Origin of the sequence: Bradyrhizobium sp. 172 (genome assembly GCF_023101065.1) — a bacterium.
In the GTDB taxonomy this organism is placed as follows: domain Bacteria; phylum Pseudomonadota; class Alphaproteobacteria; order Rhizobiales; family Xanthobacteraceae; genus Bradyrhizobium; species Bradyrhizobium canariense_D.
Genome location: NZ_CP064701.1, coordinates 5,416,720 through 5,438,528, shown reverse-complemented (window position 1 = coordinate 5,438,528; position 21,809 = coordinate 5,416,720). Strand labels below are relative to the sequence as shown.

16 protein-coding genes are annotated in these 21,809 nt (G+C 64.3%); 11 read left to right on the top strand and 5 right to left on the bottom strand.

What is annotated here, in order from left to right; genetic code table 11:
• Positions 1-160: 160 nt before the first annotated feature.
• A complete protein-coding gene (locus IVB07_RS26250) occupies positions 161-1,900 on the bottom strand; it encodes a HAMP domain-containing methyl-accepting chemotaxis protein (protein ID WP_018456930.1) in 1,740 nt (579 codons plus the stop codon).
• A gap of 219 nt (positions 1,901-2,119) precedes the next feature.
• Here IVB07_RS26250 and IVB07_RS26245 point away from each other — a divergent pair, with 219 nt between their 5' ends.
• From IVB07_RS26245 to IVB07_RS26230, 4 genes are all read left to right on the top strand, one after another.
• A complete protein-coding gene (locus IVB07_RS26245; protein WP_247363438.1) occupies positions 2,120-3,502 on the top strand; it encodes an ethanolamine ammonia-lyase subunit EutB in 1,383 nt (460 codons plus the stop codon).
• 151 nt (positions 3,503-3,653) lie between these two features.
• Positions 3,654-5,240 (top strand): B12-binding domain-containing radical SAM protein, encoded by a 1,587-nt coding sequence (locus IVB07_RS26240; RefSeq protein WP_247766747.1) that lies wholly within the window; start codon positions 3,654-3,656, stop codon positions 5,238-5,240.
• 6 nt (positions 5,241-5,246) lie between these two features.
• Positions 5,247-6,032 (top strand): ethanolamine ammonia-lyase subunit EutC, encoded by a 786-nt coding sequence (gene eutC / locus IVB07_RS26235; protein ID WP_018456927.1) that lies wholly within the window; start codon positions 5,247-5,249, stop codon positions 6,030-6,032.
• 206 nt (positions 6,033-6,238) lie between these two features.
• Entirely contained in the window at positions 6,239-8,605 is a 2,367-nt protein-coding gene (locus tag IVB07_RS26230; protein WP_018456926.1) for an MMPL family transporter, read from the top strand.
• 120 nt (positions 8,606-8,725) lie between these two features.
• Here the strand turns inward: IVB07_RS26230 and IVB07_RS26225 are convergent, their stop codons facing one another.
• Positions 8,726-9,223 (bottom strand): hypothetical protein, encoded by a 498-nt coding sequence (locus IVB07_RS26225; protein ID WP_018456925.1) that lies wholly within the window; start codon positions 9,221-9,223, stop codon positions 8,726-8,728.
• Positions 9,224-9,682: 459 nt separating this feature from the next.
• Between IVB07_RS26225 and IVB07_RS26220 the strand changes: the two genes are divergently transcribed.
• From IVB07_RS26220 to IVB07_RS26195, 6 genes are all read left to right on the top strand, one after another.
• Complete coding sequence (locus tag IVB07_RS26220; RefSeq protein WP_007593627.1) at positions 9,683-9,916, top strand: hypothetical protein; 234 nt, start codon at positions 9,683-9,685, stop codon at positions 9,914-9,916.
• A gap of 193 nt (positions 9,917-10,109) precedes the next feature.
• Positions 10,110-10,994, top strand: a complete 885-nt coding sequence (gene hpnC / locus IVB07_RS26215) for a squalene synthase HpnC (RefSeq protein ID WP_018456924.1) — start codon at positions 10,110-10,112, stop codon at positions 10,992-10,994.
• Complete coding sequence (gene hpnD, locus IVB07_RS26210; protein ID WP_018456923.1) at positions 10,984-11,823, top strand: presqualene diphosphate synthase HpnD; 840 nt, start codon at positions 10,984-10,986, stop codon at positions 11,821-11,823. The genes hpnC and hpnD overlap by 11 nt, the downstream gene beginning before the upstream one ends.
• On the top strand, positions 11,823-13,076 hold the full coding sequence (hpnE, locus tag IVB07_RS26205) for a hydroxysqualene dehydroxylase HpnE (RefSeq protein ID WP_018456922.1): 1,254 nt from the start codon (positions 11,823-11,825) through the stop codon (positions 13,074-13,076). The genes hpnD and hpnE overlap by 1 nt, the downstream gene beginning before the upstream one ends.
• Positions 13,077-13,152: 76 nt before the next feature.
• Positions 13,153-15,120, top strand: coding sequence for a squalene--hopene cyclase (gene shc, locus IVB07_RS26200; protein WP_018456921.1), 1,968 nt, complete (start codon positions 13,153-13,155; stop codon positions 15,118-15,120).
• Positions 15,117-15,866: a phosphorylase gene (locus tag IVB07_RS26195; RefSeq protein ID WP_026233265.1), complete on the top strand. Its 750-nt coding sequence runs from the start codon at positions 15,117-15,119 to the stop codon at positions 15,864-15,866. The genes shc and IVB07_RS26195 overlap by 4 nt, the downstream gene beginning before the upstream one ends.
• Before the next feature lie 81 nt (positions 15,867-15,947).
• Here the strand turns inward: IVB07_RS26195 and hpnH are convergent, their stop codons facing one another.
• Positions 15,948-17,108, bottom strand: coding sequence for an adenosyl-hopene transferase HpnH (gene hpnH, locus IVB07_RS26190; RefSeq protein ID WP_007593619.1), 1,161 nt, complete (start codon positions 17,106-17,108; stop codon positions 15,948-15,950).
• Between the two features lie 35 nt (positions 17,109-17,143).
• Complete coding sequence (gene ispH / locus IVB07_RS26185; protein WP_035993095.1) at positions 17,144-18,070, bottom strand: 4-hydroxy-3-methylbut-2-enyl diphosphate reductase; 927 nt, start codon at positions 18,068-18,070, stop codon at positions 17,144-17,146.
• A gap of 461 nt (positions 18,071-18,531) precedes the next feature.
• Between ispH and IVB07_RS26180 the strand changes: the two genes are divergently transcribed.
• Positions 18,532-21,120 (top strand): MMPL family transporter, encoded by a 2,589-nt coding sequence (locus tag IVB07_RS26180; protein WP_018456918.1) that lies wholly within the window; start codon positions 18,532-18,534, stop codon positions 21,118-21,120.
• Here IVB07_RS26180 and IVB07_RS26175 read toward each other — a convergent pair.
• Positions 21,088-21,720 carry a DUF2147 domain-containing protein gene (locus IVB07_RS26175; RefSeq protein ID WP_018456917.1) on the bottom strand — a complete coding sequence of 211 codons (633 nt, stop codon included), beginning with the start codon at positions 21,718-21,720 and terminating at the stop codon, positions 21,088-21,090. The genes IVB07_RS26180 and IVB07_RS26175 overlap by 33 nt on opposite strands.
• Positions 21,721-21,809 lie beyond the last annotated feature (89 nt).

Sequence of the window (21,809 nt, the reverse complement as noted above, 5' to 3'; positions counted from 1 at the left end):
CTGTTTTGCCCGACGGAGCAAGTAGATTCGTCAAATCCGCAGAAGACGGGGCGGTAGCCAAGCCATTGAAATCGCTGTCCCCGGCTACTGTGCATGGGGTTGTTTTCGCGTTTTTGATGGAGCGACCCCACCGCCGGCTCTGTTGGCGATGGACGTGCGGCTACCCGGCCTTGGCGATGCGGCCGTCCGCCGCGCCTGCGCGCAGGTTCTGGAAGAACTTCTCCACCTCGCGCGACAGCGTCTCCGCCGTCTCGGTCACGCTGCTCGCAGCCCTCAGCACCGAGGAGGCTGCAGTATCGGTCTCGCCGATGGCGTCGCGGAGCGAGCTGATGTTGGCGACGAGGGTCTCGTTGCCTTGGGCAGCCGATTGCGCGTTGGACGAGATCTCGCGCGTGGCGGCGTCCTGCTGGCCGATGGCGCCGGCGATCGCCGAGGTGACGTCGTTGATCTCGCGCACCGCGCCGCCGATCTCGCGGACGGCGTCGACCGCGTTGCGGGTGGAGGACTGGATCATCGAGACGTTTTCGCTGATGTCGGCGGTCGCTTTCGCGGTCTGCCCCGCGAGCGCCTTCACTTCGTGTGCGACGACGGCAAAGCCGCGGCCAGCATCGCCCGCGCGCGCCGCTTCGATGGTGGCATTGAGCGCGAGCAGATTGGTCTGCTCGGCGATCGCCTGGATCAGGCTGAGCACGCCGTCGATGCGTTGCGTGGCGGCCGCCAGGCTCTCGATCTCGGCAATCGATTTCTCGGTGCGCTGCCCGGTCTGCTCGACCGCGCTGGCGGATTGCCGCACCTGCCGGCCGATCTCCACCACCGACGCAGACAGCTCCTCGGCCGCGCCTGCCACCGCCGTGACGTTGTGCGATGCCTGTTCGGTGGCGTTCGCCGCCGTGCCGGCGCGACTGCTCGCGTCCGCGGTGACGCGGGTGATGGTCTGCGCCGTCTCGCGCATGACGGAGGCGTTGTCGCCGAGGCCGCGCATGATCGCGCCGATCGCCTCGCGAAACGCGTCGACGGATTGCTCGATGTGGCGGGCGCGCTCCTCGCGCGCGGCGGAGTCCTGCGAGACCTGCGAGGCGAGGTTGCGGTTGCGCCCCATCGCGTCCTGGAAGATCTGGATCGCGCGCGCCAGTGCGCCGATCTCGTCGGCGCGGTCAGAGTGGGGCACCACGACGTTCTCGGCGCCGTCAGCGACCTGCTTGATGGTCGCGGTGATGGCGGAGAGCGGGCGTGCGATCGAGCGGGCGATGATGACGATGCCGATCACGACGAGGGCGAGCGCCACGCCGGCGAGGCAGGTCAGGACGAAGGACAGGATGCGATTGGTCTCGGTCTCGTGCGCGATTTGCCTCGCGCGCTCGGAATAGACTTTGGACAGCGCCTCGAGATCCTTGTTCAGCGCCGAGCGCACGGCGCGGTTGGCGTCGTTGTCGCCCCATTCGCGGCCCGCGGCCGCATTGATCTCGACGCCGCGGCGCACCAGCTCCTTGCGAAACTCGACGAACTGCTCGATGCGCTTCTTGAAGGTGGCGAACTGTTCGGCATCGTCAGCCTTGACGATGGTCTCCCAGCGCTTCACGACGTCGAGGATCTGGGCGTTGAACTTGAGCAGGCCCTCGCCGTATTTCTTCACCACGGCCGGTTCGGTCGACATGTAGACGCCGCGTGATTCCATCACGACCGCATAGACCAGCGAGTTGACCCGCTCAACGTTCAGCGCGGCGGCGTTCGCGGTCTCGATCGCGGTGGTCAGCTCGGCACCGCGGCGGCTGTTGTAGTCGGACAGCATCGCGATCGCGGCCGTGAGCAGCGCGAACAGCGCGAAGATCGCGTAGAGCTTGTTGGCAAGCGTGAAGCGGCCGGCGAGGCCGGCGGCATTCCCAGATTGGTCGGTTTTCATGGTTTCAGGGGCCCGAATGGCCGGGAGCGGCCGGAGAGCGCAGTCGTACAAATCAATGCAAAACTATGCAGAATGAAGATGGACGCGGCGTTAACGCCGGGTTTGGCCTCCTTCGCCCTCGGTCGAAAGAAAGGTCGATATTTCAGCGTCTTGATCTGAAGGTATAGTCTTGGGATTGCCCTGGAGTCGGCCTTTGGCCGACGAACCCCGGAGAGACCCTTGGTCTACCGCCACACCATCGACGCCACGACGTACACGTTCCCGGATTTGCGCGACCTGCTCGCCAAGGCGACGCCGCCGCGCTCCGGTGACCGGCTGGCCGGGATCGCCGCCGCCAGTGCCGAACAGATGATCGCGGCGCGGATGGTGCTGGCCGACGTCCCTCTCGGGCAGTTCTTACAGGAAGCCGTCATCCCCTATGAGACCGACGAGGTCACCCGCCTCGTTATCGACAGCCACGACGCCAAGGCGTTCGCGCCGGTGGCTTCGCTGACGGTCGGCGCCTTTCGCGACTGGCTGCTATCGGACGCCGCGACGCCCGAAATCCTACGCAAGCTGGCCGGCGGCATCACCCCGGAGATGGCGGCGGCGGTGTCGAAGCTGATGCGCAACCAGGATTTGATCCTGGCGGCGCGGAAATGCGAGGTCACCACCGCTTTCCGCAACACCATCGGTCTGAAGGGCCGGATGAGCACCCGGCTCCAGCCCAACCATCCCTTCGACGACGCCAGAGGGATCACCGCCTCCATCCTCGACGGCATCCTGCTCGGCGCCGGCGATGCCTGCATCGGCATCAACCCGGCGAGCGACGACCCGGCCGTGATTGGCCAATTGCTGCGGCTGCTCGACGAGGTCATCGCGCGGCTCAAGATCCCGACCCAAGGATGCGTGCTGACCCATGTCACCACGACATTGTCGCTGATCGGGCAGGGGGCGCCGATCGACCTCGTGTTCCAGTCGGTCGCCGGCACCGAGGCCGCCAACCGCAGTTTTGGCGTCGACCTCGCGCTCCTCAAGGAGGCCCAAGAGGCCGGGCTGTCGCAGAAGCGCGGCACGGTCGGGCAGAACGTGATGTATTTCGAGACCGGGCAGGGCTCGGCGCTATCGGCCAATGCCCATCACGGCGTCGACCAGCAGACCTGCGAGGCCCGCGCCTATGCGGTGGCCCGCGCCTTTGCGCCCCTCCTGGTCAACAGCGTGGTTGGCTTCATCGGCCCGGAATATCTCTACGACGGCAAGGAAATCATCCGGGCCGGGCTGGAGGATCACTTTTGCGGCAAGCTGCTCGGCCTGCCGCTTGGGATCGACATCTGCTATACCAACCACGCCGAGGCGGACCAGGACGACATGGACAATCTGCTGACGCTGCTCGCTGCCGCCGGCGTTACCTTCATCATGGGTGTCCCCGGCGCCGATGACGTCATGCTGAACTATCAATCCACGTCTTTTCACGACGCGCTCTATGTCCGCGACGTCTTCGGATTGCGTCGTGCGCCGGAATTCGACGACTGGCTGGCGCAGTCGGGCATTGCGGGCCCCGATTTCCGTCTTGCCGGCGATGCAGGCCTGCTGCCCGATTTTGCCTCACGGTTGATCGCGTGACGTGGCGGAAGCACCCGGCGGCCCGAGGAAACCATTGGTGCCCAAGGGAATTAAGCTCTGCCACAATATTGAGAAATTCCGGCGGCAGCATTACGCTATGTAGCTGTCTGGCAATTTCCGCAGCTAAGTCGAGCGTGGCGGGGGAGCTTTGATGCGAGCTGAAAGTAACGGGACGTCCCGGCGGATTCTCTGCGTGTTTCCGCGATACACATCGTCGTTCGGGACGTTCGAGCATTCCTACCCACTAACCGATGGCGTCCGCGCCTTCATGCCGCCGCAGGGACTTTTGCTGCTCGCGGCCTATCTGCCCGAGGAATGGCAGGTCAAATTCGTCGACGAGAACCTTCGCCGTACGACCAGAGAAGAGTTCGAATGGGCCGAGGCGGTCTTCGTCAGCGGCATGCACATCCAGCGCCAGCAGATGAACGATATCTGCCGCCGCGCCCACGAGTTCGATCTGCCGGTCGCGCTCGGCGGCCCCTCCGTCAGCGCCTGCCCGGATTATTATCCGTCGTTCGACTATCTCCATGTCGGCGAGCTCGGCGACGCCACCAATCAGCTGCTCGAAATACTGTCGCGCGACATCTCGCGTCCCGAGACCCAGGTGGTTCTGACCACCAAGGACCGCGTGCCGATGACGGAGTTTCCGATCCCGGCCTACGAGCTCGCCGACGTGAAGAAATACTTCCTCGGCAGCATCCAGTATTCCAGCGGCTGCCCCTATCAGTGCGAGTTCTGCGACATCCCCGGCCTTTATGGCCGCAACCCGCGCCTCAAGTCGCCGGAGCAGATCATCGCCGAACTCGACCGCCTGCGGGAATGCGGCATGACCCACACGGTCTATTTCGTCGACGACAATTTCATCGGCAACCGCAAGGCGGCGCTCGACCTCCTGCCGCATCTGATCGAATGGCAGAAGAGGACCGGCTACATGGTGCGGCTCGCCTGCGAGGCGACGCTCAACATCGCCAAGCGGCCGGAAATCCTCGAGAAGATGCGCGAGGCCTATTTCGTCACCATCTTCTGCGGCATCGAGACGCCCGACCCCGATGCGCTGAAGGCGATGCACAAGGACCACAACATGATGGTCCCGATCCTCGAGGGCGTGCAAACCATCAACTCCTACGGCATGGAGGTCGTGTCCGGCATCATCATGGGGCTCGACACCGACAAGCCGAACACTTCGGAGGCGCTGCTCGCCTTTGTCGAGGAGTCCCGAATTCCGCTGCTCACGATCAACCTGCTTCAGGCGTTGCCGAAGACGCCGCTGTGGGACCGTCTGGAGCGCGAGGGGCGCCTGGTCGAGGACGACGGGCGCGATTCCAATGTTGACTTCCTGTTGCCCTACGACGACGTCGTTGCGTCCTGGAAGCACGCCATGGCCGTCGCCTACGAGCCCGAGAAGGTCTACGGGCGCTTCCAGTATCAATGCGACCACGTTTACGTGCACCGCCTCAAGATGCCAACGCCGGACGAGATGAAGACCTGGACCAACATCAGGCGCGGCCTCGTCATGCTGCGAAACATCTTCTGGAAGGTCGGCGTGCTCGGCGACTACAAGCGCGTGTTCTGGAAGTTCGCGCTGGGCCGCATCAAGCGCGGCGATCTCGAAGGCCTGATCGGCTGCACCCTGATCGCGCACCATCTCATCACCTTTGCGCGGGCGGCCTCGACCGGCCAGCAGAACGCCTCGAACTATTCGATCCGGCTACGCGAGGCCTCCGTTCCCGCCGAATGACACAACATGTCTGATCCGGCCATCCCGCGTCGTCCGACCCTCGATCTGCGGTCGCTTACGCCCGCGCGCGTCGCGCTCGGGCGCAGCGGCGCGAGCCTGCCGACGCGGGCATTGCTCGATTTCACACTGGACCACGCCCGCGCCCGCGATGCCGTACACGCCGTGTTCGATGCGCCGCGGCTGGTCGCGGATCTCTGCGCGCTTGGCCTCGTCGTCACCGAGGCGAACAGCCGGGCGGTCGACCGCGGGGACTATCTGCGGCGGCCCGATCTGGGCAGACGGCTCGATGCCGGATCAGCCGAGTCCTTGGCGCGGAGCGCCTCGGAGCCGTGCCAACTCGCACTCGTGATTGGCGACGGCCTGTCGGCGGCGGCGGTCCACGCCCATGCGGCCGCGCTGGTGATGCGCCTGCTGCCGTTGCTCGCGGCCGACGATGGTGTCGCGATCGGCCATGTCGTCGTCGCCTCAGGCGCGCGCGTCGCGCTCGGCGACGAGATCGGCGCCATTCTCGGCGCGCGCATGGTCGCGATGCTGATCGGCGAGCGGCCGGGCCTGTCGGCGCCCGACAGTCTCGGCGCCTATCTAACTTTCGCCCCCAAGCCGGGTCGCACTGATGCCGAGCGCAATTGCGTGTCGAACATCCACAAGGCCGGGTTGAGCTATGACGAGGCTGCCTTCAAGATCGCCTGGCTGGTCCGCGAGGGGCTCGCGCGGGAAGTGACCGGTGTGGCGCTGAAGGACGAGAGCGCAGACCGCGCGCCGCGTCGAATTGGCACGGCTTTGCCCGAATGAAGGGCATTAAGGCAAAATCGCCACATCTTGATCGATTCGGCCACACTCCGCCTGCTTGCGAGAAGGGCGATTGACCTGCTAAACCCCTCGCAGCGATTTTCTGCGCATTTTCAAAGGGCAAGCCTCCCATTGGTATGGCATTTTCAAGCCGTTCGCGGGGCGCGACAAGCTCACAGACCCGAGCCGATTTAGGAACTGGACAAGGCATGCTCGAAAAGCACAGCGAGAGTGAGGTTCATGTCGACAAGGTCGAGCAGGGACCTGCGTCCTCGATCGCCTTCGGGCTGGAGCGCATCGGGCTGATCGCAGTCCGGGCGCCCATCGTCTCCTGCGTCGTCCTGCTCGTGCTGATCGTCGGCGCCGTGTTCGGCATCCACCGGATCAAGATCGACGATTCGCTCTCGCAGCTGTTCCGGTCCAACACGCCGGAATTCCGCCAGTACGAAGCGGTGACCAAGAAGTTCCCGGCCGAGGAATTCGACGTCCTCGTCGTAGTCGAGGGCAAGACCCTGCTGGCCCGGAACAACCTCGAGAAGCTGCGCGACTTCGTCACCGACATGCAGCTGGTCGAGGGTACGCGCGGACTGGTCTCGCTGTTCTCCGCGCGTCAGGCGCCCGCTCCGGGCAAGCTTCCCGCCGCACTGTTCCCGCCCGAGCTGCCCGAGGGCGAGGCCTATGACAAGTTCATCGAGGGCGTCAAAGCCAACGAGATCATCCGCGGCAAGCTGTTGTCCGAGGACGGCACGCTGGCGCTGATCGTGCTGTCGCTCGATCCGGAGGTGGTCGCCTCCAACAAGCTGACCAAGACCGTCGCCGACATCCGCGCGCTGATAAAGGAAGACCTCAGTGACACCGGGCTCAACGTGCAGCTTTCCGGCGTGCCGGTGATGCAGCTCGAGATCCGCAACGCGGTCGAGCGCGACGGGCTCACCTACAACATCCTCGGCATTCTCGCCGGCTGTGTCATCGCCATCATCTTCTTCCGCAAAATCTCGTTCATGGTGGCGGCGGCGTTCCCGCCGATGATCGCGATCCTGCTGGCGCTCGGCGCGCTCGGCTGGGCCAATTTCAATCTCAACATGTTCCTGAACGTAATGACGCCGCTCATCATGGTCATCAGCTTCTCGGACTCGATGCAGCTCACCTTCGCCGCGCGCGACCGGCTGATCGCGGGCCAGGACAAGTTCACCGCATTCAAGAACGCGGTGCTGGTGGTGGGACCGGCCTGCGTGCTGACGCACGGCACCGCAGGCATTTCCTTCATCGCGCTCCAGTTCTCCGACTCCGATCTGATCCGCAAGTTCGGCGAGGCGGGTCTCGCCGCCACCATCATCGCGCTGGTTGCGGTGTTGTCGCTCGTGCCGGTGTTCGGCGTGCTGCTCGTGCGCAACGAGAAGGTCTTTGCGACCAAGTTCCAGAGCGCGGATGCCGGCGTACAAGCGCTGCGTAATTTCTGCTACTGGATCGCGGTGCGCATGGTGGGCCGTCCCGGCCTGTTCAGCCTGATCGCGGTGGTGTTCGTGGCGGGCCTCGGCGTCATCTACGCAAATCTGGAGCCGCGCTACCGGCTCGCCGACCAGGTGCCGGACAAGCGCCAAGCGGTCGCGGCCAGCGACCGGCTCGACGCCAAGCTCACCGGCGCCAACCCGGTCAACGTTCTGATCCAGTTCCCCAAGGGTGAATCGCTCTATTCGCCGGAGACGCTGCAGACCATCGCGGACGTGCACGCGACGGTGGAGAAGGCCGCCGGTGTCGGCAATGTCTGGTCGGTCGAGACCCTGCGCCGCTGGCTCGCGGACAAGGCCGGCAGCGCCGACGTCGCGACCCTGAAGGAATATGTCAGCGTCATTCCGGAGCATCTGGTGCGCCGGTTCATCGATGCCGAGCAGGACGCGGTCGTGGTCGCAGGTCGCGTGCCGGACAAGGATTCCAGCCAGCTCCTGCCGATCGTCGACAAGCTCGATACCGAGCTCGACGCCGTCCGCAAGAAGCATCCCGGCTATGAAGTGGCGGTCACGGGTCTTGCCGCGATTGCCGCGCGCAATTCGGCCGGCATGATCGAGAAGCTCAACCGCGGGCTCACCGTCGAATTCGCGCTGGTCGCGATTTTCATCGGCCTTGCCTTCCGTTCCTGGGTCGTGATGTTCGCCTGCATCCTGCCGGGCATCTTCCCCGTCGTGATGTCGGGAACAGTGCTGTGGGCGATGGACGAGGGACTGCAATTTGCCAGTGTCGTAGCTCTGACCGTTTCGTTCGGCCTGGGCTTAAGCGCCACCATCCACTTCCTCAACCGCCTCAGGCTCGAGAGCAAGCCGGGCGTCGGCTCGGCGCTCGCAGTGGAGCGCGCGACCGTGCTGGTCGGCCCGGCGTTGATCCTGACCACGTTGGTGCTGGCCTGCGGTCTCGTCGTCACGGTGTTCTCCGATCTGCCGTCGCTACGGCTGTTCGGCTGGCTCAGCGCCTTCTCGATGGTGATGGCGCTCGTCGCCGACCTCTTCATCCTGCGGCCGACGGCGATGTGGTTGATCAATCTGCACGCCAAGCTTCAGGGCACCGACAAGCCGGCGATCTGAGCGGCTGCATCCATCGGACACGGAATCGGCGCGGTCCGGACGATTGCGCCGCGCCTCCGAAAAACAACAAGCCCCGGTTCGCGAGAACCGGGGCTTGTCGCTTCGAAGCGGTAAGAGCTGTCAGCCCTTCGTCATCGTGATGTTGACGCCGCGAATCTCGCCCTTGGATGAGATCTGCACCGTCTGCTTGGTGCCGTTGGTGCGCAGCGACAAATTGGCGGCAAAGCCGTTGGCCTCGACGAACACCTCGATCTGGCCGCCACCGGCAGTGCCTTGGAGATTGCCGAAGATGTTGCGGTTGGTCTCGCTCCAATTGCCGGAGATGCGCTCGCCTTGGCTGGTCACATCGCTGGTGAGGTCGAACTTGTAGCTGTCGGAGGCGCAGTGCAACGCCTGCTTGAGACTGAGACCGGTGCCGGCAACCTTGTAGTCCGCCTTGCAGCGGATGCGCTCGGTCGAGCCGTCGGACAGCGACACCGTACCCGTCCCGGTCCATGCGCCCTCGAAACCTGCAAACGGTCCGGACGACTGAGCCTGACTTGTCGAAACCGAGAAGAGCAGCGCAGCGCCGATGCCGGCCGCCTTGATTGCCAGTTCAGTCCGTCCAAAGAATTTCATCTCAAAATATCCCGTTTAGAACGACGTCCGCTTCTCACGAAGAACGTCTCGCTACATCGAAAGTTTAGTGTTCCGAGCCAGTGACAGGTTCAATGCCCGACTGCCAGAGATGGCAGTTCACGACGCCTTGCGCCATGCTTCCACCTCTCGATTTGTCGTATTTCGGCATGTTTCTTGGTCCCGAGGCGGTATCGAGAGATGCAGCTCTGCAACAGGTGCGCAGCAAAACGCGGCGCACCTGAATTATGACGTAGTATCAGTCTCTTACATTTGCCAGAGAAGACGCAGGGAAGCCCTGATTTGGTGGACGTGGCGCCAATTTGGCCGCATTTGCCAGTGCTTGTGCCTTCTCCGAGGCCGCTCCTCCCGCGGCGACTTGCCATCAGAACAATCCGCTCCGGTCGTCGCCCTGTGCTGTCCGGGATTGGTGCGATTCTGCCGTCAGAATGAAGGAATACAATGCGTAAGCTTCTCGTCGCTCTCACCTTGCTGTCGGCCTCCCTCTCGACCGCAGCGTTCGCCCAGCAAGGGCGCGGCACGGACGCCGAGCAGAAGGCCTGCTCGCGCGATGTGCAGAAGCTCTGCCGTCCGGTCATCGACCAGGGTGATTTCACCATCCTGGCCTGCCTCAAGGAGAACCGGGCCAAGATCTCTCAGGCCTGCGACCAGGTCCTGAAGAACCACAACCAGTAAGCTCGGCCACTGGCCCACAAAAGGCGGCCCCGGGGCCGCCTTTTCGGACCTGATCCGCAAAGGGCAGCCATCGAGAGACAGGATTGGTTTTGCGGCCGTATTCCCCTATATGGGGGCCGCGGCGGCATCGCCCGCACGGGCTCGCGCGAGCGAAAAAGCCCTTCCTGTCCAAACGATTGTAGACCAGCCCTCGATGACCTCTGCGAGCGAATTGCGATCCGGCAAGGGTGAGCGCGACGAGAATTTTCCCGTCGCGTCCTGGATCATTCATCCGCGTCATCGCGCGCTGATCCTGGCGTATTACAATTTCGTCCGCACCGCCGACGACATCGCCGACCACGCCACGCTGCCGCCGGACGAGAAGCTCGCTTATCTCGACCTGCTCGAGGCGGAATTGCTCGGCAAAGGCGACACCCAGGCCGAGGCCGTCAGCCTGCGGCACGCACTGGCCGAACGCGGCATGGCGTCGCGCCACGCGCTCGACGTGCTCATCGCGTTCCGTATGGACGTGACCAAGTTGCGCTACGAGAATTGGGACGAGGTCATCCATTATTGCCGCTACTCGGCGATGCCGGTCGGCCGCTTCATGCTCGACGTCCATGGTGAGAGCACCTCGACCTGGGCCGCGTCAGATGCGCTCTGCGCAGCGCTGCAGATCAACAACCACCTCCAGGATTGCGGCAAGGATTTCCGCGAGCTCAACCGCGTCTATCTGCCGCGCGATGCGCTGGCCGCGAGTGGCGCCTCGGTCGAGCAGCTCGGACTGGCGCAGTCGCCACCGGCGATGCTGGCCTGCCTTCAGGCTCTCGCCGTCCGCAACGAAGCGCTGCTCGCCGAGGGCAGGTCGCTAGCTGCGGAGATCCGGGATTTCCGCCTCGGCGTCGAGGTCTCGGTGATCCAGGCCTATGCCGACCGCATCGTGCGCCTGTTGAAGGTGCGCGATCCCCTGCGCGAGCGCGTGCACCTGAACAAGCTCGAGCTCCTCACCTTCAGCCTCGCCGGCATGATCGGCGAAGTCGGCCGCCGCACGGTCGGACGCAAGGCCATTTCCAGACCGGGGACTGCACATGACGCTTGAGGCGACCTCGCCCGGCGCCAATTATGGCTCGACCGCATCCGGCAGTTCGTTCTACGCCGCGATGCGCATCCTGCCGCACGACCAGCGTGAAGCGATGTTCCAGATCTACAGCTTCTGCCGCCAGGTCGACGACATCGCCGATTCCGATGGCCCGCGCGACGAACGGCTCGCCGCCCTTCAGGCGTGGCGCAACGACATCGATGCGCTCTACCAGGGCAATCCGCCGCCGCGGCTGAAGGACTACGTCACCTCGGTGAAGACCTTCGGCCTCAAGCGCGAGGATTTCCTCGCCATCGTCGACGGCATGGAGATGGACGTGCCGCAGGACATCCGCGCGCCCGACATGGCGACGCTGGATCTCTACTGCGATCGCGTCGCGAGCGCCGTAGGGCGGCTGTCGGTCCGGGTCTTCGGCTTGCCAGAAGAAGACGGCATCGAGCTCGCCCATCATCTCGGCCGCGCGCTCCAGCTCACCAACATCCTGCGCGACATCGACGAGGACGCGGGCCTCGGCCGGCTCTATCTGCCGCGCGAAGCGCTGCTGCATGCCGGCATCACCTCCAACGATCCGGACCGCGTGATCGTCGAGCGCGCGCTGCCGAAGGTCTGCCTGCCACTGGCGCAGCGCGCAAAGGTGTATTTCGAGAAGTCGGACGAGATCATGAACCGCAACCGGCGCCGCGCGGTGCGCGCGCCGCGGATGATGTCGAAATACTATCATGCCATTCTGGATCTCCTGATCGCGCGCGGGTTCAACGCGCCGCGCGAGCCGGTGCGTGTGTCGAAGATCACACGTATCGCCATCCTGCTCCGATACGCTCTCATCTGATGCAAAAAACAGCTCACATCATTGGCGCTGGAATCTCCGGCCTCTCCGTCGCCGTGCGACTTGCCAATGCCGGCTTCAAGGTCGCCGTGCACGAAGCGACGCAGCAGGCCGGCGGCCGTTGCCGTTCCTATTACGACGGCGCCACCAATCTCACCATCGACAACGGCAACCATCTGCTGCTGTCCGGCAATAGCCATGCGCGCGCCTATGCGCGTTCGATCGGGACCGAGGCGGGCCTCGTCGGTCCGGAGCGCGCGCAGTTTCCCTTCGTCGATCTCAAGACCGGGCAGCGCTGGCAGATCGACCTCGGCGACGGCCGGCTCCCGACCTGGGTGCTCGACGAGAGCCGCCGCGTCCCCGACACTGGGCTGACCGATTATCTGAAGCTGGCGCCGCTGATCTGGGCATCGGAAGAGACGCTGGTCGGCAAGTCAATTCCGTGCGAAGGCGTTCTCTATCAGCGCCTGGTGCAGCCTCTGCTGCTCGCGGCCCTCAACGTCGATCCACCCGAAGGCTCGGCGGGGCTTGCCGGCGCGATCGTGCGCGAGACGCTGCTCGCCGGCGGGCAGGCCTGCCGTCCCCTGATCGCGCGCGACGGGCTCAGCGCGGTACTGATCGAGCCCGCCGTGACGTTCCTGCAGGGGCGCGGGCACAGCGTTCAGCTCGGCCATGAGCTGCGCTCGTTTGCGACCCATGACGGCAAGGTCGGCGCGCTGAATTTCGGCGGCGAGGATGTGATCCAGATCAGCGAAGGCGACGTCGTCGTGATGGCGGTGCCGCCGCGCGCTGCCTCCAACCTGCTGCCGGGCCTGAAGACGCCGACCGAATTCCGCGCCATCGTGAATGCGCATTTCCGCGTCGAGCCGCCGGCGGGATCGGCACCGATCCTCGGCGTGATCGGCGGCGTCGTGGAATGGCTGTTTTCGTTCCCGAACCGGCTGTCCGTCACCATCAGCAACGGCGACCGTCTGGTCGACATGCCGCGCGAGGAACTCGCGCAGGCGATCTGGAACGACGTCTGCAAGGCGGGCGGTGTTTCCGGCGAGCTGCCCCCTTGGCAGATCGTGCGCGAGCGCCGTGCCACATTTGCGGCGACGCCGGCGCAGAATGCCCTGCGTCCAGGGCCGGTCACTGCGCTGAAAAACCTGTTTCTTGCAGGCGATTGGACTGCTACGGGATTGCCTGCAACCATCGAGGGATCGGTCCGATCCGGTGATCGCGCCGCCGATCTGGTTCTGGCCGCCAAGGGATAGTGACAGGCGGCCCTGACGGGCATTTGTCCCGGTCAATTTCGGCCCATTCAATCGACTATCGGAGCAATCGAGCGAGATGGATTCCGTGAACGCGACCAGCCGCGAAGCCCAAGAATTCAGGAACTTGGAATCGAGCATTGCGTCGGCCACCGAAGGCGTCCTCGGCTTCCAGCAACCCGACGGCCATTGGGTGTTCGAGCTCGAGGCAGATTGCACGATTCCGGCCGAATACGTCCTGCTGCGCCATTATCTCGCCGAGCCGGTCGATGCCGTGCTCGAAGCCAAGATCGCCAATTATCTTCGCCGCGTGCAGGGCGCCCATGGCGGCTGGCCGCTGGTGCATGACGGCGAGTTCGACATGAGCGCCAGCGTCAAGGCGTATTTCGCGCTGAAGATGATCGGGGATTCCATCGACGCGCCGCACATGGTGCGTGCGCGCGAGGCGATCCATTCCCGCGGCGGCGCCATTCACAGCAATGTCTTCACGCGCTTCATGCTTGCGATGTTTCGCGTCGTGACCTGGCGCGCGGTACCGGTGCTGCCGATCGAGATCGTGCTGCTGCCGTTCTGGTCGCCGTTCCACATCAACAAGATCTCCTACTGGGCGCGCACCACCATGGTGCCGCTGATGGTCATCGCCGCGCTGAAGCCACGGGCGAAGAATCCCAAGGGCGTCGGCATCGACGAGCTGTTCCTGCAGGATCCGCGCTCGATCGGCATGACCGCCAAGGCGCCGCACCAGAGCATGGCCTGGTTCGTGCTGTTCCGCGCGCTCGACGGCATTTTGCGCGTGGTCGAGCCGATGTTTCCCAAGAGCCTGCGCAAACGCGCCATCGACGCGGCGCTCGCCTTCACCGAGGAGCGGCTGAACGGCGAGGACGGCATGGGCGCGATCTATCCGCCGATGGCCAACATCGTCATGATGTACGACGCGCTCGGCAAGGACGAGAACTTCCCGCCGCGCGCGATCACGCGCCGGGGCATCGACAAGCTGCTCGTGATCAAGGACGACGAAGCCTATTGCCAGCCCTGCGTCTCGCCGGTGTGGGACACGACGCTGACCGCCCACGCGCTGCTCGAAGCCGGCGGCGACAAGGCGGTGCCGGCCGCCAAGCAGGGTCTCGACTGGCTGATCCCGAAGCAGGAGCTCGAGGTGAAGGGCGACTGGGCGGTGAAGCGGCCCGACGTACGCCCGGGCGGCTGGGCCTTCCAGTACAACAATGCCCATTATCCCGATCTCGACGACACCGCGGTGGTCGTGATGTCGATGGACCGGATGCGCCGGGAGCACGGTGCGACCGGCTATGACGCCGCGATCGACCGTGCCCGGGAGTGGATCGAGGGCATGCAGAGCGACGACGGCGGCTGGGCCGCCTTCGACGTCAACAACCTCGAATATTATCTGAACAACATCCCGTTCTCCGACCACGGCGCGCTGCTCGATCCGCCGACCGAGGACGTCACCGCGCGCTGCATCTCGATGCTGGCCCAGCTCGGCGAGACCGCGGAGACCAGCAAGCATGTCGCGGACGGGATCGCCTACCTCCGCAAGACCCAGCACCCGGAAGGGTCCTGGTACGGCCGCTGGGGCATGAACTTCATCTACGGAACCTGGTCGGTGCTGTGCGCCCTCAACATGGCCGGCGTCCGCCATGACGACCCGATGATGCGGAAAGCGGCCGGCTGGCTGGCCTCGATCCAGAACCAGGACGGCGGCTGGGGCGAGGATGCCGTCAGCTACCGGCTGGACTATCGGGGATGGGAGGCCGCCCCCTCGACCGCCTCGCAAACGGCATGGGCCTTGCTTGCCTTGATGGCTGCTGGCGAGGTTGATCACCCGGCCGTCGCCCGCGGGGTGGAGTACCTGATTGCAACACAGAACGAAAAAGGACTGTGGGACGAACAGCGGTACACCGCCACAGGCTTTCCCCGTGTATTCTATCTACGGTACCATGGTTATCCGAAGTTCTTCCCGCTGTGGGCGTTGGCGCGGTATCGGAACTTGCGGAACACCAACAGCAGGGTGGTAGGGGTCGGAATGTGACTTTGGGGACGGGGGACTATCTTACCGCGGGTCAAACCGTTGATCCGCGGCCGATATTGATCGTGACTGGACTGGTTCAGGAGGCCCGCATCGCGGCCGGGCCTGGCATGGCGGTCATCTGTTCGTCGAGCAGCCCCACCCAGTTGCGGGCGCTGTTGACGGTGCTGGATCCCGAGACGATTCGCGGTGTGATCTCCTTCGGCGTGGCCGGCGGGCTCGACCCGACGCTGCGCTCCGGCGACGTCGTGCTGGCGACCGAGGTGCTCGCGGGCGATACCCGCTGGGCCGCTGGCCTCTCGCTCGGCGACGACCTCATCGACCGCCTGACGTCGGGGCGCCGCCGCGTTGTGCGCGGCAGCCTCGCGGGTGCCGAGGAAGTGGTCACGGGGCGCTCCTGCAAGGCGGCGCTGCATTCGGAGACGGGAGCGGCCGCCGTCGACATGGAAAGCCACATCGCGGCGGCCTACGCCGCCGAGGCCGGCTTGCCGTTCGCCGCGGTCCGCGTCATCAGCGATCCCGCCCATCGCGCGCTGCCGGCGCTCGCCCGCGCCGCCATCAAGCCGAATGGCCAGATCGACGTGCTGGCCGTGCTGCGCGGCATCGCGCGCAACCCGACTGCGCTGCACGGACTGGTCTCGACCGGCCTCGACTTCAACCGCGCGCTACGCAGCCTGCGCGGCTGCCGCGACTTCCTGATCGGCACCGAACTGGTCGACAGCGAGGCGCTGGTCTCCGAGGCGGCCTGAGCGGGTTCTGCGATCACTAAAAACAAAAGGCCCGGTCGCCATTGGCGATCGGGCCTTTTCTTGTTGGTGGGACTAGCGCGCTTACGCGGCGGTCGACGCCTTCCGTGCGGCCTTCTCCTGTGCGGCGGCGGCCTCGTCCTTGCGGATCTCCGACAGGCGCTTCTGCACTTCCGCGGAGAAGATGTACTGCGCAGGACGCTGCTTGGACATGTCGATCTCCGGCGCCATCGGACCCGTGGTCCTGATGCCGCGCAGCGACACCCACATCGCCTTCAGCGGGTTGTTGATGGCGGCGGTCGCCGCCGTCGGCTCGTAGCCGCAATGGGCCATACAGTCGGCGCACTTCTCGTACTTGCCGGTGCCGTAGGTCTCCCAGTCGGTGGTGTCCATCAGCTCCTTGAAGGTTTTTGCATAGCCTTCACCGAGCAAATAGCAGGGCTTCTGCCAGCCGAAGATGTTGCGCGCGGGCATGCCCCAGGGCGTGCACTCGTATTCCTGGTTGCCGGCGAGGAAGTCCAGGAACAGGCCGGAATGCATGAAATTCCACTTCTTGCCCTTGCCCATCGCAAAGACGTCGCGGAACAGCTTCTTGGTCTTGGTGCGGTTGAGGAAGTGCTCCTGGTCCGGCGCGCGCTCATAGGCGTAGCCCGGCGACATCGAGACGCCGACGCCGAGCTCGACGGTCAGGTCGAGGAATTTGGCGATCTCTTCGGCCGGGTGGCCGTCGAAGATGGTGGCGTTGACGTTGACGGTGAAGCCGCGGGCCTTGGCCGCCTTGATCGCGGAGACGGCGCGGTCGAACACGCCCTTCTGCGACACGGCCTTGTCGTGGTGCTCCTTCAGGCCGTCGAGATGCACGGAGAAGAACAGGTAGGGCGAGGGCTCGAACAGATCGAGCTTCTTCTCGAGCAACAGCGCGTTGGTGCAGAGCGAGACGAACTTCTTGCGCGCGACGAGGCCGCGCACGATCTCGCCGATCTCCTTGTGGATCAGCGGCTCGCCGCCGGGAATGGCGACCATAGGCGCACCGCACTCGTCGGCCGCGTCCCAGCACTCCTGCGCCGTCATGCGGCGGTTGAGGATCGCATCCGGATAATCGATCTTGCCGCAGCCGACGCAGGCGAGGTTGCAGCGAAACAGCGGTTCCAGCATCAGCACGAGCGGATAGCGCTTGCGGCCAAGCAGCTTCTGCTTGATCAAATAGCCGCCGATACGCATTTCCTTGAAGAAGGGGATAGCCATTACAAGTTTCTTTCTGGGCTTGAAATTCGGGTGGGTCAGCTCGCAGCCAGTTCGGCCGGAAGCCGGAATTCGATGTTTTCCTCGCGGCCCGGGAGCACCGAGACCTTGACCGGTCCGATCCGCCGCATTGCTTCGATCACGTCATCCACGAGTACCTCGGGCGCCGAAGCGCCAGCCGTGACACCGACGGTTCTGGCATCTTTCAACCACTCCGGATTGAGCGCGCTGCCGTCGGCAATCAGATAACTCGCGACACCGGCCTCAGTGCCGATTTCGCGGAGCCGGTTCGAATTCGAGCTATTGGCAGCGCCCACCACCAAGATCACGTCGACCAGCTTGCTCAAGTCCCTTACCGCAGATTGGCGGTTCTGTGTCGCATAGCAGATATCCCGGATATCCGGGCCTTGAATATCTGTAAAGCGGGCCTGCAGGGCCGAAATGATGTCCTTTGTGTCATCCACCGACAGGGTGGTCTGGGTGATATAGGCCACTGGCGTATCCGCCGGCAGCTCAAGGGCCTTAACCTCTTCAACGCTTTGGACCAGCAGTACGGGGGCGGGAACCTGGCCCATCGTACCCTCGACCTCGGGGTGGCCGGCATGGCCGATCAGGATCAGGGTGCGGCCCCTGGCGATGTAGCGCTTCCCCTGATTGTGAACTTTCGTGACCAAGGGGCAGGTGGCATTGAGCACCGGAAGGTCGCGCGCGGCCGCTTCTTCCTCGACGCTGCGGGCGACGCCATGAGCGCTGAAGACCGTCACCGCCTTCGGCGGCACCTCCGACAGTTCCTCGACGAAGATCGCGCCCTTGTTCTTCAGGCTCTCGACGACGTACTTGTTGTGCACGATCTCATGGCGCACGTAGACGGGCGGGCCGTACTTCTCCAGCGCCCGTTCCACGATCTCGATCGCACGCACTACCCCCGCGCAAAAGCCGCGCGGTTGCGCCAGATAAACTTCCATTGGACGGCCATCACGCAAGTTGCACCAATCCGCTCTCAAGTTCAGGGGACACCCCGATACGAACCAATGAGTTGCAATATCCGCACCATCGGTTCGGCGCACGCGGTAGCCGCCCACCCCTGCCGGGGCCCCGGTGCATGGAGGTGCAGTACTTTGTGTCAAAAAATCGGCAGTAAGGAAAGGTGGAATGAACTTTGGTTCCCTGCCGGATCAGTTTGGCGGTATTATAGTAGAGGGTGCCCGTGGCAGCAACGTGGCGACATTTGTGCGCACGCTTCGTCACTTTCCCGCCTCAACTCCTCGGCTATACCGATGGCCCGCATGATAATGCCATGGTCTTCCGCCGTTTACCTCGAAGCTTCTGACGGCGATAACCACTCAAAACAGCAATAGGTTTCGGCCGGGAACTCCGTTAAACAGCGGGCGTTTCCGGCAAGCTGTTAACCGCAGAAAGAAAAGTAGTGCTGCAAAGCGTCGTCGTTGCCATCGTCAGGGCCTGCACCCGGTTTGCCTCCCTCGTCGTCGTTCTCGGGCTCCTGCTGGCGGTGGGGGCGGGCTATTACACGTCCCAGCATTTCGCCATCAACACCGACATCAACTCGCTGATTGCCCAAAATCTGGACTGGCGCCAACGCGACCAGCAGTTCGATCGCGCCTTCGACCGCGATGCGACGATTACGGCGGTGGTCGAAGCCAAGACGCCGGAGATGGCGACCGCGGCGTCGGACGCGCTCTATGCCAAGCTGAAGGACAACAAGACCGAATTCCAGTCGATGCAGCAGCTCGGCACCGGCGAGTTCTTCGAGAAGAATGGTCTGTTGTTCCTGCCGACAGAGGAAGTTGCCAAGGTCACCGGCCAGTTCGAATCCGCAGCACCCCTGATCGAGATCATGGCGGGCGATCCCTCGATCCGCGGCCTGACCGGCGCGCTCGAGACGGGACTTGCCGGCGTCAAGCGCGGGCAGGTCAAGCTCGACAACACCGAACGGCCCTTCAACCAGATCGCGCAAACGGTCGAGACCGTGCTCAACAAGGGCAATGCGACGTTCTCCTGGCGCCAGCTCGTCAGTGACGAGCCGCTGACGGATTCGGACAAGCGCGCCTTCATCGAGTTCAAGCCGATCCTCGACTACAACGCGCTTGAGCCCGGCAAGGGCGCAACCGACGCGATCCGCAAGGCCGCAGCCGATCTGGATTTTGCCACCAAATATCAGGCGCGAGTCCGGCTGACCGGGCCGGTCCCGATCGCCAACGAGGAATATGCAACCGTCCAGGAAGGCGCCGTCGTCAATGGCATCGGCACGGTCCTCGTCGTGCTGCTCATCCTGTGGCTGGCGCTGCATTCGGCGAAGATCATCTTCGCGGTGTTCGTCAATCTCTTCGTCGGTCTTGCGCTGACCACCGCCGCCGGCCTGATGATGGTGGGCTCGCTCAATTTGCTGTCGATCGCATTCGCCGTGCTGTTCGTCGGCCTCGGCGTCGATTTCGGCATCCAGTACAGCGTCCGCTATCGCTCCGAGCGCTACAAGCACAACGATCTCTCCGGTGCGCTGATCCTGGCCGCCAAGCGCTCGGCAATTCCGTTGTCGCTGGCGGCAATGGCGACCGCGGCTGGCTTCCTCTGCTTCATCCCCACGGACTACAAGGGTATCGCCGAACTCGGCCAGATCGCCGGCGTCGGCATGCTGGTCGCGTTCCTCACTAGCATCACCGTGCTCCCGGCGATGCTGAAGCTGTTGAACCCGCCCGGTGAGAAAGAGCCGGTCGGCTATGCCTTCCTGGCGCCGCTCGATCACTTCCTGGAGAAGCACCGCGTGCTGGTCGTCGGTGGCACCATGTTTCTGGCGGTCGCCGGCCTGCCGCTGCTCTATTTCATGAAGTTCGACTTCAACCCGATGAATCTGCGCAACCCGAAGGCAGAGTCGATCGCGACCTTCCTCGACTTGCGCAAGGATCCCAACACGGGCGCCAATGCCATCAACGTGATGACCACGTCGGAAGAGCAGGCAAGGCAGGTGGAGGCGAAGCTGGAGAAGGTGCCGGAGGTGTTGCGGGTGATGTCGCTCAACAGCTTCGTTCCTGAAGACCAGCCGCCGAAGCTGAAGCTGCTCGCGCAGGGCGCCAAGGTGCTGAACCCCGCGCTCAATCCCGACCAGATCGACGCCGCGCCGTCGGACAAGGAAAACGTCGATGCGCTGAAATCGTCGGTCGACAATCTGCGCCGGACCGCAGGCGATGCGAAGGGCCCGGGTGCGGTTGCCTCGCGTCGGCTCGCGGATGCGCTGGAAAAGCTCGCCAATGCCGATGAAGCCACACGGAACAAGGCGCAGGACGTGTTCGTCGCGCCGATGAAGATCGTGTTCGACCAGCTCCGGAACGCGTTGCAGGCCGAGCCGGTCACCCTGAAGTCATTGCCGGCAGATCTCGTCAGCGCCTGGAAGAGCAAGGACGGTATCATCCGCGTCGAGGCGCTGCCGAAGGGTGATCCCAACGACAACGACACGCTACGCAAATTTGCGGCGGCGGTGCTCGTTGCCGAGCCGACCGCGATCGGCGGTCCGGTCTCCATCCTGAAATCCGGCGACACCGTGGTGAAGGCGTTCATCCATGCCGGAATCTATGCGCTGCTGGTGATCGGCCTATTACTGTGGATCACGCTGCGCCGGTTCGTCGACGTGTTGATGACGCTGGTGCCGCTGTTGGTGGCAGGCGCGGTCACGCTCGAGATCTGCGTGCTGATCGGCTTGCCGCTCAACTTCGCCAATATCGTCGCGTTCCCGCTGCTGCTCGGCGTCGGCGTGGCCTTCAAGATCTACTATGTCGTGGCCTGGCGCTCGGGCAGGACAAACCTGCTCCAGACCAGCCTGACGCGCGCGATCTTTTTCAGCGCGCTGACAACGGCCACCGCGTTCGGCAGCCTTTGGCTGTCGAGCCATCCCGGCACGTCCAGCATGGGCAAGCTGCTGGCGTTGTCGCTGGTGACGACGCTCGCCGCCGTGCTGCTGTTTCAGCCTGCCCTAATGGGCAAACCCCGCAATCTCAGGGAGTAGGCAGATGTCGCCGACCTGGTCGGCGGCGCCCTTCTGACCGGGTTTGGCGGTGCCGGCGGCCTTCGGGGCTGCGGGCGCAGGCTGCGCCACCGTAGCGCCGGTCGTTCCCGGGGCTTTCGACGCCGCGCCGGTGGGCTTCGGCGCGCCCTTGGCCATGGCGTTGGCGGAGCTCAAGGGAATCGGGGGGCTGACCCGGGTCCAGGTCTCGCCACCGCACAGGAACCCCATCACGCAGCCCTTGATCTCGAGCTGGTCGGTGCCAACCGGCGTGATGGTTGCGCTGTAGAGCTGGCCGTCCTTGGCATTGTAGACCTGACCTTCCCATTGATCGGCGCCGGGCTTTTTCTTCATGTCGATCAGGGTCGCCATGCCCAGCGTGGGCCGGGTCTTTTTCGACGCGTCCGGATTGTTCTCGTCGCGGCCCCCGGGCTGTTTTTCCCAGGAAACCGCGCCCCACATGCTGCCATTGCATTGGGCGACACGAATGTTGGCGACGCCGTCGGCAACCCGCCAGTCGCCGGTCGGATCGGCCGCGAGCGCCGGGTTCAGGCAGGTGTAACCGCCAGCCAGTATTAGTCCGGTGTAAAGGGCTAAACGCATGATAGTTCCTTGGCAGTGCAACATGGTCTAAAGCTCTGCTTGCGAAGATGGTCCGAAAAAGGGCAAAAGGCCGCACAGACCGTTTTCAG